A 14,650-nucleotide genomic window follows, 5' to 3' on the forward strand; every position below is an offset into this window, starting at 1 on the left:
CAGCATGGCGTGTGAGTACGCCACGCCGCCAGCCACGCCGAGCGCGGCGCCCAAGACGGCCAACGCCCCGCCTTCGAGGAGCAACATCCGCCGCACTTGTTTCGGTGTGAAACCCAGCGCGAGCAGAATGCCGACTTCCGCCGCACGTTGCTCGATCCCGAATTGAAACAGCAAGGCCATCAACAGCAGGGCGGCGGCAATGAGGAAGAAACTGAACCCAAGAAACAGTCCGCCAAAATCCTGCGATTGTTCGGCCGCGGCCAGGGCTTGTTGTCGCACCGGCTCGAAGCTTAATCCGATGGAAGCCGGGTCGAGCGTTGCGATGAGCTTCTTCTCCAACTCCACCCGGAACCTCTTCAGGAATCCGGAAAACGCGGTCGGGGACTCCGAGTCCCGTGGTGGCGACGCAGGAGGAACCGCCGTGCTCCCGGGGGACAGTTCGATCGGCGCCACCGAGCGCAGACCGCGGGAAAACAAAGGCAATTCAAACCGATATCGCACAGCGGTCAGGTTGCCGAAGCGATTGCCCCACATCTTTTGCCCGGCGGCGAGCGTGACAAACGCCTTCGGCGTGCCTCGGTGGCTTTTCCAATACTCCTCGTCTTTCGGCCGAATTCTCGCGAGTTTCACCGGCAGGCTCGGGTCCCAATCGCGGGTGCTCTCCGCTTTTTCCAGACCTGGAAAATCGGGCATGAGTGTGCGGTCCGCCGCCGCGCCGGTTAAAGGCACAATCGTGCGCACGATGAATTCATTGGTCCGCTCTTCAAGCCGCCGCGACAGTCCGATGACGTAGTAGCTCAAGTCGAGCTTGTCGCCCGGTTTCGCGCCGAGATCGTCTGCGAGCCACTGGTTGATGATCACTTCCCCGTCCCGCATGGCCGGGGGAACCACCGGAGCACCCATGGCCGCAACCATTGAATAGGGGGCCGCTCGCTCGCCGACGCGCAGTTCGTTGACAAAATAAGTCAGAACGCCGGACGCGTTCGTGGCTGATTTGAGTGCCGCGTCTGCCACCGGCGGATCGAGGAATAAACGACCCGTACGCAGTTCTAGCGCGTTGACTGCGGGCAGTTCTCGCAGTTCGAGCTCGGCGTCGGCCAGTGTCCAGGTTTGACGGAGCGCGACATTTGCTTGAACCACAGCCCACGGATCTTCGTCCGTGCTCGCCAACAGGAGATTGGCGCGTCCGGGAAGCTGCAACTGCTTTTGCAACGTGGCCAGCGAAACGAACGCATTGAATGGAGCGATTTGACTCGCTTGCAGGCTGAATCGGCCAAACTCCGCGTCGGACGCGATCGCCGCCACATTCAGTCTGAGGGAAACGGAAGCGTCTTCCTGTGGTGAAATGGGCGCTTCCCGGGAAAGGCGGTCTGGCTTGGCCACTCGCAGCACAACGCTGTCCCCCGGCTTTACTTTGAGTTGATCGGCGAGCGGTTGATTGAGCACCACTTCGTCGTCGGAGGGCGGCTTGAATGAAGGCTGGGCATTGTTCAGCCACCAGAATCGCTCATCGACGCCGAGCAACCGGGCCCGGTTGACATGAGCGGAGTCGTCCGGCGTTCCAGCTGTCGCTGTCAGTTGGATGGCTGGCGCGACCTGGCCTTCGATCAGTCCCTTGTGCGCCAGTTCGTCCGCCAGGGCAGCGCGAAAAAAGCGGTCGTTGCCTACGAGTGCGAGCTGCACCCTGCCCAGGCGCGCCAGCGCCATCTCGCGCAGGCTTCCCCGCACCGAATCCCCGACCACCAGCGCGCCGATCAACACCGCGCTTCCGGCCATCGCCCCGAGCAACGCGCCGAGATGCGAGCGGACGTGGAAGCGCAGGCTGCGAAGGATGAGCGTCCAAAAGGTCATGAATCACCTGGCACGAGCACGCCATCCCTGAGTTCCAGCACCCGGCTCATCCGCTTCGCAAAACCCAGCGCGTGCGTCACGACGATCAATGTCACGCCCTCGCCTTTGTTCAATTGCACGAGGAGATCGGCGAGGATTTGCGCGGCGGCGCGGTCAAGCGCGCCGGTCGGTTCATCGGCCAGCAACAGTTTCGGTTGATTGATCAGGGCGCGAACGACGGCCACGCGCTGGCGTTCGCCTCCGGAAAGCTGCCCGGGACGATGTGAAATCCGCGCGCCCAGACCCACTCGGTCGAGCAGTTGCCTGGCGCGTTCGCCCGCACCATCCCGCAGGGCGCCGTCTCTGGCCGCGAGCGTGGGGATCAGCACGTTTTCCAGCACGGTGCACTGTGGCAGGAGGTGGTGCGCCTGAAAAACGAACCCGATCTCGCGGTTGCGGACTGCGGCGAGCTGGGTCTCGTCAAGCCGGCTCAACTCCCTGCCATCGAGCAGCACCCGTCCGCTCGTGGCCCGGTCGAGCGTGCCGATGATATTCAGCAGCGTGCTCTTGCCCGAACCGGACGGTCCCACGATGGCGGCCGACTCACCGCGCTCGATTTCCAGCGTGACATCGCGCAACACCGGGACACCCTCCGCGTCATCGGGTGATTCGTAGCGTTTGGAAACATCGGTCAGGCTGAGCAAGGGCAACGACATAGTATAGTTTTAGACGAAAACCGCCCGCGCGTCGCAGGAAATTTCTTACGAACGGATGACGAAACCAAAGCCGGAGTCGCGCTGCGCCGGTTCACGCGACCTTTATCCATCGTTTCGCCTTCATCTCGAAACGTGGCAGAGTTCCGGTTGGCACCGGTTTTACGGGAACGCGCAACGCAAATGCATCCTGGAAATCTTTTTCAAGCCGCCCCGCGAGTGCGAGCGGCCTGGAGCATTCCGTCGTCGGTTCGACCTGGACGCTCAGTTCGGTCAACGAATGAACACGGTTTACGGTGACCTGGTACTCCGCCACATCGCCGCAGGCGCGGATGATGTCTTCGACAGCACTGGGGAATATATTCACGCCGCGGATTACGACCATGTCATCCACGCGTCCGAGTATGCCACCTTCCAGAGCGAGGGTGTGACGGCCGCAAATGCACGGTTGAGGGTCGATGGACGAAGGTCGACGGACAGGTTTGACGAGATCCCCGGTGCGGTAACGGAGCAGCGGCGAGCCGACGCGGCCGAGCGTGGTCAACACGAGCTCACCTTGCTGGCCGGCTTCGACGGGTTTGCCCGACGCTGGTTCAATAACCTCGGCGAGGTAGGCGGGTTCGATGACGTGCAAAACTCCGGCCTGCTTCGGGCATTCGTAGGTGACCGGGCCGGTTTCCGTCATGCCGTGGTGATCGAAGACGCGAGCGCCATGCCACAGCTTCTGAAGTCGTGCCCGGAGCGCCGGGACGCTGCCGCCCGGTTCGCCCGCGACGATGAGAGTCTGCACTTTTGCGCGCCGCAAATCGATTTTCTCTTCGGCGGCGACTTCTGCCAGCCGCAAGGCGTAGGTGGGTGTGCAACAAAGTGCCGTCGCGCCATTGTCGATCATCAACCTCAGTCGCGCCGCGCTGCCGAGGCCGCCGCCCGGAATGCAAAGGCAGCCGAGGCGTTGCGCCGCCTCGAACGCGAGCCAGAATCCGATGAACGGCCCGAAGGAAAACGCAAAGAAGACGCGATCCCGCGCGGCCACGCCCGCGGCACGGAGGATTTCAGTCCAGCTTTCCACCATCCAGTTCCAGCTTTCCGGCGTGTCGAGCCAGCGGATCGGCGCCCCGGTGGTTCCGCTGGTTTGATGAAAGCGCGTGTATCGGTCAGGCGCATACGTCAGGTTCGTGCCGTGGGGCGGGTGGGCGCGCTGGTCATCGACGATTTCCTGCTTGGTTGTAAACGGGAAGGTTTCCGAAAATTTCTCCAGGCTCGCGATGGTCGCGCCCATTCGAGAAAGCTTGCTTGTGTAGAACGAATTCGCCGGAACGAGCGCCGCGAGCAGCCGGCGCAATTGCTCGAATTGGGCCGAAACGATCGCCGACCGGGCGTGCAAGGAATCCTCAGCCATCGGAAGCTCAGTGCTGACCCGACGATGGCACTGCAGGAACGGCTTCGACCGAGGCAGGTTTTGCACTGCGCGCCGGCGGATTGGGTTTGTAAAACGTCACGAGACAGCCACCTACCGCGGCCAGCAATATACCCAGATAAAACTGGGGTTTGACTGCGCCCCATCCCCCTGCCGGAGGATGCAGAATGAGCGCGTAGAATGCGTTTACAACAGGCGCGCCGGCGAAGACGATGGACATGACTACAGCCGGTGTCCCTTTGGCGCCGAACGCCAGCAGCACGCCAAATGCACCGACGGCGCCAACAATGCCGGCGACTAATGACCACCACATCCCTCGGTGCGTATAACCGCTGAACGCCGCTCCTTTCATCATCAGAAGCGCGAGCGGAGCGATCACCGCGGTGAGGAAATACGCGATGCCCACGAAAAGAAACGCCTTGTAGCGTCCGTTGACGGGATCGCCCATGGCGACCTGCCCGGTGTGGAGGAAGACGCCGTAAACGCCCCACGAAACGACCGTCAGCAGGGCGAAAGCGAGCCAGGTGAGGCCGGGAGAATCAGAGTTGGCATTAATCATACGTGTGCGGATAATAGGTCCGGCGCGGCTTTACTTCAATTGGAATCGGCTTACATTACGCCGGGCTGAATAATGTGGACCCCATAACGTCTTGAACACAGTGAAACACTCCATTGTCGTCCTGCTGGGCTTGCTGTTACTGGCCGGTTGCGCAACAAGCACCGTCGAGTCGCGCCGAAAGGAAAAGTACGAGGTTTACGGCGCGCTGCCGCCGGATGAAAAGGAGTTGGTGGACAAGGGCCAGATCAAAACGGGCATGAGCCAGGACGCAGTCTATATCGCCTGGGGCGCTCCGGCCCAGATTCTCCAAAACCAGACCGGCAACAGCGGCGTCCAGACGGTCTGGCTTTACGAGGGCACAACGATGCAGGAAACGCGGTATTGGACGTTTCGCGAAGTACCCCACGGCGGCCATGTGTTTTTTGAGCGATACCTCGATCGGGACTACGACCCTCGCAATTATGTCAGCGCTGAGCTGGTGTTTGTTAACGGAAAACTCTCGAGCTGGCGCACACTGCCGCGTCCGACATATTGACCCACGGGTGAAAAAGTTTCAGTTCCTCGCCGCCGGAGTTCGACACGAACCCGTGGCCTTCGCGGCCCGGAGTCACTACTTCCACGATTCCTCCGGCGCCACCTCGATTTTGTCGGCGAGAGCCTTCGGAATGGGCGCCGCTCGCATTTTGCCGCTCTCGTCGTGCGTGACGCAGACGACGGTCAGTGTTCCTCGTGCCACCTCCACCGGTGGCGAGGCGTTCAGCTTGCGGAACCGAAAAGCGTAGCCGAGCGACTTTGCCTTCTTCTCGCTGACCAGCATGTGGATTTCGACCTCGTCCTCGAAGCGCAATGGCTGCGCGTAGTCGCACGCGGCATGGACGCGGGGCCAGCCGACGGGAGGATCGGTCTTGTCGGTCACGACGGAAAACCCGAGCGACCGGAAAAAGGCGTGCTCGGCGGTCTCCATGTAGCGGAAGAAATTCGAGTAATGGACGATGCCCGCCATGTCGGTCTCTGAAAATTCCACGCGCCGCACCGCTTTGAATTCGTAAGCCATGAGCGTATTTTATGCGGATGCGCGGCGATTTGCGATTTGAAAAGAGGCGCCGGTTTCCTGGGGGGCGGGACGGCCCGAGGACACTTGCTGAAAAGCGCGGCCCACGTTTTCCGCCATGCGCCCTGCGTTGAAAGCCTGCCACACCACCTGCCGTCCGGCGTCGCCAAGCGCGCGCCGTTTTTCCGGATTCGTGACCAGACTCTCGATGGCCCCGGCCAGCGCTTCCACGTCCCCGGGCTCGTAGAGTACACCGCCGCCGGTCGCTTCAATCAATTCGGGAAATGCGGCTGCGCGCGGTTGCGCGACCGGCACCCCCGCTGCCAGTGCTTCAATGACATACAAACCGAACGCCTCACCGTAAAGCGCCGGAACGCAAAAAATGTCGAGTGACCGGAGAAATTGCACCTTCGCGGCACGGTCCAGGTTCGGATGAAACTCGACGTCGTGCAACACTCCGTTTGTTTTCAAGCGCTCGCGCAGCGCCTCGACGAATGGTTCGTCAGACGGACCGCAGCCACCGCCCACACGGAGCTTCAAATTCTTGGTGCGTGCGTTGCGCTTTAACAAAAGGAACGCTTCAACGAGCCGGTCCAATCCTTTTTCCCGGCACATGCGGGCAAAGTAGCCCAGCACCGGCGGTTCCGTGCTCCGGCCTGCCGCATCTGTTTTCTCGTATCCCGCAAGGTGAATGCCGTTGTAAATCACGCGGACCTTGTTCGCCGCCAAGCGAAGCCGTCTGGTCATCAACTCGCTGAAGTAGCGGCTCGGCGCGATGAACAGATCCACCTCCGCCGCCCGTCCGGCCAGCGTTCGCCATGCTTCATCGCGCTGCCCCTGCGGCAGCGAATCGAGAAAATAATCCTCGCCCTGCAACATGCAGACGACCGGCGAGCGTAGTTCCTGTTTCAGTTTGCGCACCAGCCCGACGAGCAGCGCGTTTGAAAGACAGATCACGTCCGGATGCGGCTTTTGCGCCAGCCAGCCGATCAATTCGTCCAGTTCACGCGCCTGATTCCCTTCCTCACCCCGCAGCATGGAGATTGTAAGATCGCCGACGTCCTCGGCGCGCGTCCCGGCAGCCTTGCCCGCCGCCCATTTCAACAGGGTCGGCGATTTCAGCAGGCGATGGAGCCATCGCGGCGCGTGACGGAAGAGCGCCCACTTCTGTTCGAGGTAAACGTTGACGCCGCCGAAGAAAATCGGCGTGCCGCGGCTCTCATCCTCCTCATCCAGCGTCATTGGCAAATAAAGGGGGACCATCAGGACTTCCTGACCCTGCTGACGCAACGCGGCGACAAGCGCGTTGTCGCGGAAACAGTTTCCGCAGTACATGCCGCCCGCGCCGGGGGTGATCTGGACGATGTTCACTCGGCCTGTTCTGTCGCCAACGATGCTGCTTCACGCTTCGTCATCGGCCGACCATACGGCAAGGGCGCCGGGACTTCCGCAAATTCCTTGATTGCGGTCCACAGACGCGTGAAGTCCTTGTTCACGTCGCCGCTCAGACAGTCGGTGATGTCGCCCGCGAGATCGGGATATTTGTCGGTCAACTCGCGAAAGCTGAAGTCAGGATCATAAAAGGCGTACACCAGTTTGCGCATGTTCTCGATGCCCTCGCGCAGTCTGGCCGCATAATCCTCGTACCGGCCGGGCGAAAAGTCGCGCGCAACAAGCGCCTCATGCACGGCATCGCCCGCCATCACACCACTCTTGAGCGCCAGCATGACACCGGACGAAAAGACCGGGTCGAGAAAACAATACGCGTCGCCGACGAGCAGAAGTCCTTCGACGCTGCAATAGCGGGAATGGAACGAGAATTCCCCTGTGATGTAATGCGGACCCGACTGCGCGCCGCAGGAGAGATATTCCCTGATCCACAGGTTCCGTTCGATTTCGCGTTTGAAAATCTGCGCGGGATCCTTGACGCCATCGCGCGTCAGATACTTTCCCTCGGCCACGACCCCCACACTGACGACGTCGTTGTGCAGGGGGATGTACCAGAACCAGCCTTTCTCCGGCACAAACGCCACGGTGGTGGCCCCGGCGTCCACGCCTGCGTCCCGCTTTGCGCCCTTGTAATAGGTCCAGACCGCGACCTTGTGCAATTCGGGGTCGCCCACGCGCCAGTTGTGTCTTACCGCGGCAAAGGCTTCGCGCCCCGAACAGTCGAGCGTCATCGGCGCGCGGTATTCGGTGATCTCCCCGCTTTCGTTTTGCACGCGGACTCCAACGACACGTCCGCCTTCCTTTACCAGTTCCTTGACCGCCGTTTTCTCTTTCACGGTCGCGCCCTTTTCGCGGGCGTTGTTCAGGAGCATCACGTCGAATTCCGAACGCAGCACCTGCCATGTTTGTGCGACCGTGTCGCGGTCGTAACGGTTGAAAAAGTAAAACGGCTGCGACGCTTTGCCGGAGACCGACACGAATTGGACACTGTATTTTTTGACAAACGCGGATCCGCGCATCTTCTCGACGAGACCAAGCCGTTCCAGCGGGTGAAAGGTGAAGGGCAACAGCGACTCGCCTATGTGATAACGGGGGAATTTTTCACGCTCGAACACCACCACCCGGTGGCCATGGCCCGACAGAATCGCCGCGGTGGCGGCACCGGCCGGGCCGCCGCCAATGACGATGGCATCATAATGTTTGTATCCGCCCGCCTGTATTGTGGTATCGGCTTTCACGAGTCGCGAGCCGGCAACGGTGGCAGGATCTCGACGATTTCCGCCAGCGGCCGGTTTTGGGGATGAAACAGGGTGTTTCGCCGCCCGTAGAGGACGTTGGCGCCGGACAGCCGCAGCGCCTCGTTAATAAACCGGTCCGACGCCAGGCGCAGGAATGCCTTGGGCCGGCTGGTGTGTTTGACGCCGCATTCCTGCATGACGTGTCCGAGCGGACGCTGTTCCTCCAGAATCTGCCGGCGCGCTTCCGGTGTGAAACGATCCAGATAAATCTTGATCGCGCCGAACTCGACCGGCTCGTTGGTGCCATCGAGCAGCAGCACCACCTCGCGAAAATACTCGTGGCCCTGCTGCCGCCGGCCCAGCAGATGGAGGTGAATGTCGCGCCGATAAAACCTCTCCAGCGTCGGTGTCATGTCGTCGTTATGCACGAGCAACTGCCGGTAAGGCTGGGGCACGGCCTCGCCGTCCACCCGATCAAGAGGCGGCAGCGGCAATTTCATGCGCGCGTAAAACTCGTCCAGCGGGTGAGCCAGTACGAACTCGTTCGATTTCTCTCGCGCGGCTGTTGATGGAGGCCGGGAATTCATGATGCGGCTTTCAACTGCTTCACCGCGCGGCGGCCTTGGTCATCGCGCAAACCGATCTGCTCGACCGGGATTTTTTTGAAACCGGTTTTCCAGACCGGCGAACCTTCCTTCAGGCGGAAATCCATTCTGGCCGTGTCCACAAAACCGGGATCGTCGCCGACGTAATTATCACGCAACTCGAGCATCCCGGGTTTCGCGTGCCAGCCGACCTCCAGCCATTTACCGCCCGCGCAGACATTGTGCGCGACCACGTTGTGCTCCGGCGGGACCCCACCGTCCGTCGCGTAATACCTGTCGAGCGCCGCGATCTCAGGATAACGCTCGCGATAGAGCGCCGCCGGCACGGCGGCCAGTTGCTTTTTCATATAATCATAAACCATGTCGTGCCACACGGGCGACCGGTCCAATCCGCGGCCGTCGAGCTGCACCGCGGGGTTACAGTCCACAAAGATGTTGTTCTCCACCCGGTGATCGCGTCCGCCACCGAGGAACGCGGCGCGCGTCACGTGGTAAAAGATGTTTCCAACAACTTCCACGCCGCTCACGCAGTCATCCAGATAAACGCCCATTGAACCCATTCCAACGCCGCCGATTTCATGGATGAAGTTGTAGCGAATGCGGTTCCCGCGGAACGTCCAGTCACGACCGGCGTAGATCGCACCCACATCGCCTGTCTCAAGCGCGACGTGATGGATTTCGTTGAACTCGATCAGGTGCTCGTTTCCCGAAAATAGAATCGCGCAATGCGGGTGATCGTGGATCAGGTTGTGGGAAACGCGCTGACCCACGCCGCCGATCAGCACCGCCGGCACGTAACACTTCGACCAACGGCCCTGCTTCTGGAAGTGGCAATTCTCGACCACGTGTCCGGCCGGCGCGAGCGTCTGGCGGTCGCCGCCCGACAGCGACACGCCTCCGTCGCCGGTGTTTTCAATGTCGCAACTGGCAACCTGATGACCGTGACCTCCCTCGATCCGGACGCCGTAATCGCCGATCAATCGAATCGCGCAGCCAGTGATCTGGTCGGCTTCACCGCCAGTGATGGTGACCGCATCGCCGCGCGTGCATTCCAAAATCATACCTCCAACCCGGACGTGGGACACATCCGTCATTTTGAGCAACGGAGTCTCCAGCAGCGACAACAGGGCCTCGCCGGACTCGATGGGCTTCGGCGGCCAGAAGTAGAGAATGCCCGTCTTGCGATCGAGGTAGTATTCGCCCGGCTGGTCGAGCTCTTCGAGCGCGTTCAGGAAGTAGAACCGCTGGCCCTTGCGGAAACCATAGAGCCCGTGCGGCGGCGCGGTCTTGACCCGGCGCCGTTCAAGATCGAGCGACTCAACGCGCTCGTAGGAATTCGCCCAGTCCCACGCCCAGTAACCGTGCACCCACAGGTCGCTCGTGTCCTTCCAGCGACGAGGCCGGTCGCCGGTGTAATTGAATCCTCCCTCCAGCGTGCCAATCTTGCCGCCGTGATCGTCGCCTTGCCCGGCGTCGTCCGGAAACCCGGCAATCTGCTCCCATTCGCCTTCATTGGGCCAGCGGGCCAGCGTCATGGGCGCGCCGCCGAAGAACAACTCCGCGTGCGCTGCAACGATCGGCCGGCCAAAGCCCCGCGACCGCAACTGGCCAAAGTCGTCGATTCCTTGCGCGCGCAGGTCCGTTTGCAGAACGTGACCGCGCGCCTTCTCGTCCAGCCGCGACAACACCGACGGATCCGTTACCGGCCCGAATCCTTTCAACGTTCGTCCGCCGACCAGGCGCACATTTTCCTCTTTGTAGGCGCAATAAACAATCGGCGACTCCTTTGTGCCGCTGTCCTGGGCGGTCAGCTCGAAACTCTGCGTTCGCGGGTAAATGCCGCCACGAATCCAGACGGTGAAACGCCCTTTGACCGCGCTCTGCGAAGCCCGACGCAGGCGGATAGCGTCGCGCGCGGCTTCGAGCGAGGCGAATGGTTTCGCTTTCGTGCCGGGATTCGCGTTGTTGCCAGCGGTTGAAACGTACAGATCTGTCTCCGCTGCCGAAGCGGGATTTGCGAAAAAAGCCAATCCCATCGCCATCAAGACAGGCACGACGAGGCTTTTGTTCCAGGAGATTCTCATCAGTCATTATTCACCGCCCGACCCATGCTTTTCCGTGGACCGGTAGCCAATCCGATGGCAATTGCCAGCGCAGCAATGCTCGTCGCGGCTGCGCTCAAGCGGAGATGTTTATTGCGACCAAGTTCAGACATATCGCGTCGTCCGGTGTTGCGTCAGGAAGAACTCGTGCAACAGGCGGTCCACCTGCAGCAGCCCTTCACGATTGAGCAGGACCTGATCGCCTTCGATGGTCAGAAAGCCCCAGTCCTTCAAACGTTGCAGTGGTTCGGCGAAACGTTTCTCCGGATCGACACCGAACTTCTTTCGGAAGTACGCAAGGCTCAAATGGCCGAGCTTGAGTTGCAGGATGAACTCGCGGATGAACCGCTCGTCGTCGTTCGGCGTGAGTGCGCGGTAAATCGGCAGTTTGCCTTGCTCGATTTGGGCGACGTAAGGATCGAAGTCTGCGTGGTTCTGATAGTGAACGCCGCCGATGTGCCCAAAGCTCGCCACGCCCACTGACAGCAAATCCGCGCCTTCCCACAGTTTGTCGCGATAAACGAACTTCGTCTTCTTCTTGTTCTTCACCGCGGTGTAGGCGCTGGCGACGGTGTAGCCGGCTTTTTCCAGTTCGGCGAAGGCATGACTGACCCATCCGCGCTTCGTCTCCCAGTCGGCGACGGGCGCGACCAGTTTGCCTTCGGCCTTCATGCGCTGATAAATCGTCGTGTTGTAAGGAACCTCCATCTCGTAAATCGTCACGCTGTCCGGCGACAGCTCGATGGTCTTGCGCACGTTCTCCCGCCAGTTCTCCTCGGTTTCCTCGACCATGCCGGCGATGAGGTCGATGTTGACCTGCGGAAAGCCGATTTCGCGCGCGTAAGTATAGGCGCGGGCGATTTCCTTGCTGTGATGCGCGCGACCGTTGATTTCGAGGATGTGATCGTCAAAATTTTCAACGCCCAGGCTCAGGCGCGTGACGCCGAGTTCACGAATCGCCTTCAATTTGTGGTCCGTGAGCGTGCCCGGCTCGGCCTCGAAGGCGACTTCCTCCGCCTCTTCCCATGGCAGCATGGACTTCATGCCGTTGGTCAAATGTTTGAGCTGGTCCACCGAGAGATACGACGGTGTGCCGCCGCCGAAGTAAATGAAGTTTGGTTTACGTCCGCCGATGAACGGTTTGGCCGCGTAAATCGCCATCTCCCTGAGCACGGCTTCGATGTAGTTCTTGATCGCCGCTGAATCCTTGTCCGTATAGACCTTGAAGTAGCAGAAGTGGCAGCGTTTCCGGCAAAACGGAATATGCACATAAATGCCGAGCGGGACACCGGGCTTCGGCGGGCGCTCCATCGCGGAATACACTTCCGGCGTGAACTCCGGTTTCCAGAATGAAAACGGCGGATAGTTCGAGACGAAGTAATTGCCGACCGTCGTCTGTTTCTCCAGCGGCGGGGCTTTTGGAGTTTCGGCTGCAATGGTGCCAGTGCTCATATTTCAAAAATGCCGCATTCGTACTAAGTCATAATGAAAGGGGCCTCAAAAACTCGCTGGCGTTCTCAGAGAGATTCACTTCGTATTCGCCGTCCTTCACATAAACGCCCTTCATCTGTTTCTCCCAAATCTTCTCTGCGTGATACCAAGTCTTTCTGGAAAGAGTGTCGGCCAAATCACGGATCTTCTCGACTTGGATGTTCCTCGGGAAAATCACAGAGACGGCAAAACGGACATTCCCGTTGGAAACGAAGGCTACAATTTTATTGAGCGATTCATTGGTTGCCGTTGTCGGTCCGTCAACGTCGGTGTGGGCATGAATCTTGTCACGCATAGTAATCAATGAAGCATGAATATCCTTGAATTCACTGGGAACAATATCTTCCCCAACGCGAACCTCCTTTCTCTGTTTCAAAGGTTTGCCGTAAAGAGTGTGAAGCGCAGTCATGAGCGGGATGTGCAAAGGATGAGGCTGCTCGATCCTTTCATTCACAAGGAATTCACTTAGGCTCTTAACCTGCTCGAAGGTAATGGACGCATGCTGCCACTTCCAAAACTCCGATCGGACGTTGTGAGGGGCATTTTGCATTACGCATTTTATTTTGGCGGCTTCAACCCAAAGCAATACACACTCCCATCATCACTCCCGACGACAATCCTGCCATCCACCACCGCGGGTGAACTGCCGATCGGTTTGCCGATTTCATAAGCCCAGAGCTGCTTGCCCGTCGTCAGTGACACGACGTAAAGCCGACCATCGTCCGACCCGACGACTACTTTGTCGCCGACCACGACCGGCGAACTGTCCACCTTTCCTTGCGTGCTAAACGCCCAGATAGCTTCGCCCGTGTCGCGCTTCACGCAATGCAGACGCTTGTCGCGTCCGCCAAACACGACGCGATCCTTCGTCACGGCAGGCGAGGCGAAGTAGGGAAAGTCCCGGTCTTTGAACGTCCAGGCGCGCTCGCCTTTGTCGAGGTCAATGCAAAGAAACTCGTTTTCGTAGTGGCCGAAATAGGCGCGATTGTCCGCCACCGCCACCGAACCGGCGATCGGCGCGCCGACCTCGACCTCTTTGACCTGCTGCCCGTCGGCCAGCGAGATCAGGTGCAACAGTCCGTCGCATCCACCAAAGCCGGTCTTGCCCTCGAACACTGCGGGTGAGCCGTTGATGTAATTGCCCGTCTCGTAAACCCAGTTCGTCCTGCCCGTGGCGGCATCGAGGCAGTGCAGCTTGAAATCGTAGCTGCCTACCAGCACCCAGTTCGCGCCGCCCTTCGGAGATTTCACCCAGTTTGGCGCGCCGAGGATTTTGTCTCCGGTCTCGTATTTCCACAGTTGCTTGCCGGTTGCCGCGTCCACCGCGTAAAGCGAATTGTCCGTCGAACCGAAAAACACTTTTCCGTCGAGCACGAGCGGCGAGGAATCGACCGGTCCGCCGGTTTTGGCCGCCCAAATCTTTTTCCCGCCCGACAGTTCGAGCGCGAAGACATTGCTGCCACCCGAGCCGATGAACACGCGGCCATCCACGATCGCCGCCGAGGATCTGACCGGTCCGCCCGTGTTGAAGCTCCAGAGCAGCGACAACTTGTCCGGCAGGGTGCCCGCAGCGACGCCGGTCAGCGCCGGATTGCCCCGAAACATCGGCCAGTTCGCGCCCGTCTCACGATCTTCCGACGCGTGCGTGTCGAGCGTGGCAATGAAAATTGCCGCGGCAGCCGCCAGATTCAGGTTGGTCGAACGCGCAGATTTCATAAAAAAGCCCTTCGTGGGTTTTCCACATTTCATCGTTGCTGCCCCACATCGGAAGGGTTCCCGGCTGGTGAAAGTATTCAACAGACGGGCGGCTTTGGCAACCGCATAATACCTATACGTATTATTTTGGCCGTTCCGGAGTTTCAACAGACCTGCGTCGTCGGACCCGGAACCCGTCCCGCCAGAGGATATTTTCGTCGCGATACGGGCGCGCTTTCAGATTTCTTTGAAACTTTCCCCTTCATTTTCCGTCGTTACCTTATTAGATTCTAAGCTAGATGAAGCGCCCTTTGACCATTGCAGTGCTGTTTTTTTTGTTGATCGCGCATCGTGTCGCACAGGCCGGAATCACGCCTGAGCAAGCGAGATCCCTGCCGCCGCCGGCGGACCGCCAGGTCGATTTTGCGGCGGAAATCAAGCCGATCTTCGAATCGAGCTGCATCAAGTGCCACGGTCGCGGACGAACGAAAGGCGACCTG

Annotated in this window: 14 protein-coding genes; 2 read left to right on the forward strand and 12 right to left on the reverse strand. The window is 60.0% G+C overall.

The genetic code is table 11. The features are described 5' to 3' along the window. From VN887_05525 to VN887_05540, 4 genes are all read right to left on the reverse strand, one after another. Positions 1-1,851: FtsX-like permease family protein (locus VN887_05525; GenBank protein HXT39464.1), on the reverse strand; the 1,851-nt coding region annotated here is incomplete at its 3' end. Continuing rightward, positions 1,848-2,546 (reverse strand): ABC transporter ATP-binding protein, encoded by a 699-nt coding sequence (locus VN887_05530; protein HXT39465.1) that lies wholly within the window; start codon positions 2,544-2,546, stop codon positions 1,848-1,850. The genes VN887_05530 and VN887_05525, both read right to left, overlap by 4 nt. A gap of 91 nt (positions 2,547-2,637) precedes the next feature. Next, entirely contained in the window at positions 2,638-3,942 is a 1,305-nt protein-coding gene (locus VN887_05535; GenBank protein ID HXT39466.1) for an AMP-binding protein, read from the reverse strand. Positions 3,943-3,949: 7 nt separating this feature from the next. Next, positions 3,950-4,519 carry a hypothetical protein gene (locus VN887_05540; GenBank protein HXT39467.1) on the reverse strand — a complete coding sequence of 190 codons (570 nt, stop codon included), beginning with the start codon at positions 4,517-4,519 and terminating at the stop codon, positions 3,950-3,952. 91 nt (positions 4,520-4,610) lie between these two features. Between VN887_05540 and VN887_05545 the strand changes: the two genes are divergently transcribed. After that, a complete protein-coding gene (locus tag VN887_05545; GenBank protein ID HXT39468.1) occupies positions 4,611-5,054 on the forward strand; it encodes a hypothetical protein in 444 nt (147 codons plus the stop codon). Positions 5,055-5,129: 75 nt separating this feature from the next. Here the strand turns inward: VN887_05545 and VN887_05550 are convergent, their stop codons facing one another. The 8 genes from VN887_05550 to VN887_05585 all read right to left on the reverse strand — a co-directional run bounded on the left by VN887_05550 (position 5,130) and on the right by VN887_05585 (position 14,171). Further along, a complete protein-coding gene (locus VN887_05550; GenBank protein ID HXT39469.1) occupies positions 5,130-5,573 on the reverse strand; it encodes a thioesterase family protein in 444 nt (147 codons plus the stop codon). Between the two features lie 9 nt (positions 5,574-5,582). After that, positions 5,583-6,941 (reverse strand): glycosyltransferase family 4 protein, encoded by a 1,359-nt coding sequence (locus VN887_05555; GenBank protein ID HXT39470.1) that lies wholly within the window; start codon positions 6,939-6,941, stop codon positions 5,583-5,585. Beyond that, complete coding sequence (locus tag VN887_05560) at positions 6,938-8,257, reverse strand: NAD(P)/FAD-dependent oxidoreductase (GenBank protein HXT39471.1); 1,320 nt, start codon at positions 8,255-8,257, stop codon at positions 6,938-6,940. Before VN887_05560 ends, VN887_05555 begins: the two co-directional genes overlap by 4 nt. After that, positions 8,254-8,844 (reverse strand): hypothetical protein, encoded by a 591-nt coding sequence (locus tag VN887_05565; protein ID HXT39472.1) that lies wholly within the window; start codon positions 8,842-8,844, stop codon positions 8,254-8,256. The genes VN887_05560 and VN887_05565 overlap by 4 nt, the downstream gene beginning before the upstream one ends. Further along, the gene (locus tag VN887_05570; GenBank protein HXT39473.1) at positions 8,841-10,946 is read right to left on the reverse strand and encodes a right-handed parallel beta-helix repeat-containing protein; all 2,106 of its coding nucleotides are present in this window, start codon (positions 10,944-10,946) and stop codon (positions 8,841-8,843) included. The genes VN887_05565 and VN887_05570 overlap by 4 nt, the downstream gene beginning before the upstream one ends. A 123-nt stretch (positions 10,947-11,069) precedes the next feature. Then, a complete protein-coding gene (locus VN887_05575) occupies positions 11,070-12,416 on the reverse strand; it encodes a coproporphyrinogen-III oxidase family protein (protein ID HXT39474.1) in 1,347 nt (448 codons plus the stop codon). A gap of 28 nt (positions 12,417-12,444) precedes the next feature. Next, positions 12,445-12,909 carry a hypothetical protein gene (locus VN887_05580; protein ID HXT39475.1) on the reverse strand — a complete coding sequence of 155 codons (465 nt, stop codon included), beginning with the start codon at positions 12,907-12,909 and terminating at the stop codon, positions 12,445-12,447. Between the two features lie 104 nt (positions 12,910-13,013). After that, complete coding sequence (locus VN887_05585) at positions 13,014-14,171, reverse strand: PQQ-binding-like beta-propeller repeat protein (protein ID HXT39476.1); 1,158 nt, start codon at positions 14,169-14,171, stop codon at positions 13,014-13,016. A gap of 278 nt (positions 14,172-14,449) precedes the next feature. Between VN887_05585 and VN887_05590 the strand changes: the two genes are divergently transcribed. Next, positions 14,450-14,650 (forward strand): hypothetical protein (locus VN887_05590; protein ID HXT39477.1); only part of this gene is annotated, 201 nt, incomplete at its 3' end.

It is taken from the genome of Candidatus Angelobacter sp. (assembly GCA_035607015.1).
Lineage (GTDB): Bacteria > Verrucomicrobiota > Verrucomicrobiia > Limisphaerales > AV2 > AV2.

Coding starts and splice junctions, on each gene's coding strand:
- VN887_05550 (HXT39469.1), bottom strand. CDS start 5,573: ATGGCTTACGAATTCAAAGCGGTGCGGCGCGTGGAATTTTCAGAGACC.
- VN887_05535 (HXT39466.1), bottom strand. CDS start 3,942: ATGGCTGAGGATTCCTTGCACGCCCGGTCGGCGATCGTTTCGGCCCAA.
- VN887_05540 (HXT39467.1), bottom strand. CDS start 4,519: ATGATTAATGCCAACTCTGATTCTCCCGGCCTCACCTGGCTCGCTTTC.
- VN887_05575 (HXT39474.1), bottom strand. CDS start 12,416: ATGAGCACTGGCACCATTGCAGCCGAAACTCCAAAAGCCCCGCCGCTG.
- VN887_05585 (HXT39476.1), bottom strand. CDS start 14,171: ATGAAATCTGCGCGTTCGACCAACCTGAATCTGGCGGCTGCCGCGGCA.
- VN887_05570 (HXT39473.1), bottom strand. CDS start 10,946: ATGAGAATCTCCTGGAACAAAAGCCTCGTCGTGCCTGTCTTGATGGCG.
- VN887_05565 (HXT39472.1), bottom strand. CDS start 8,844: ATGAATTCCCGGCCTCCATCAACAGCCGCGCGAGAGAAATCGAACGAG.
- VN887_05530 (HXT39465.1), bottom strand. CDS start 2,546: ATGTCGTTGCCCTTGCTCAGCCTGACCGATGTTTCCAAACGCTACGAA.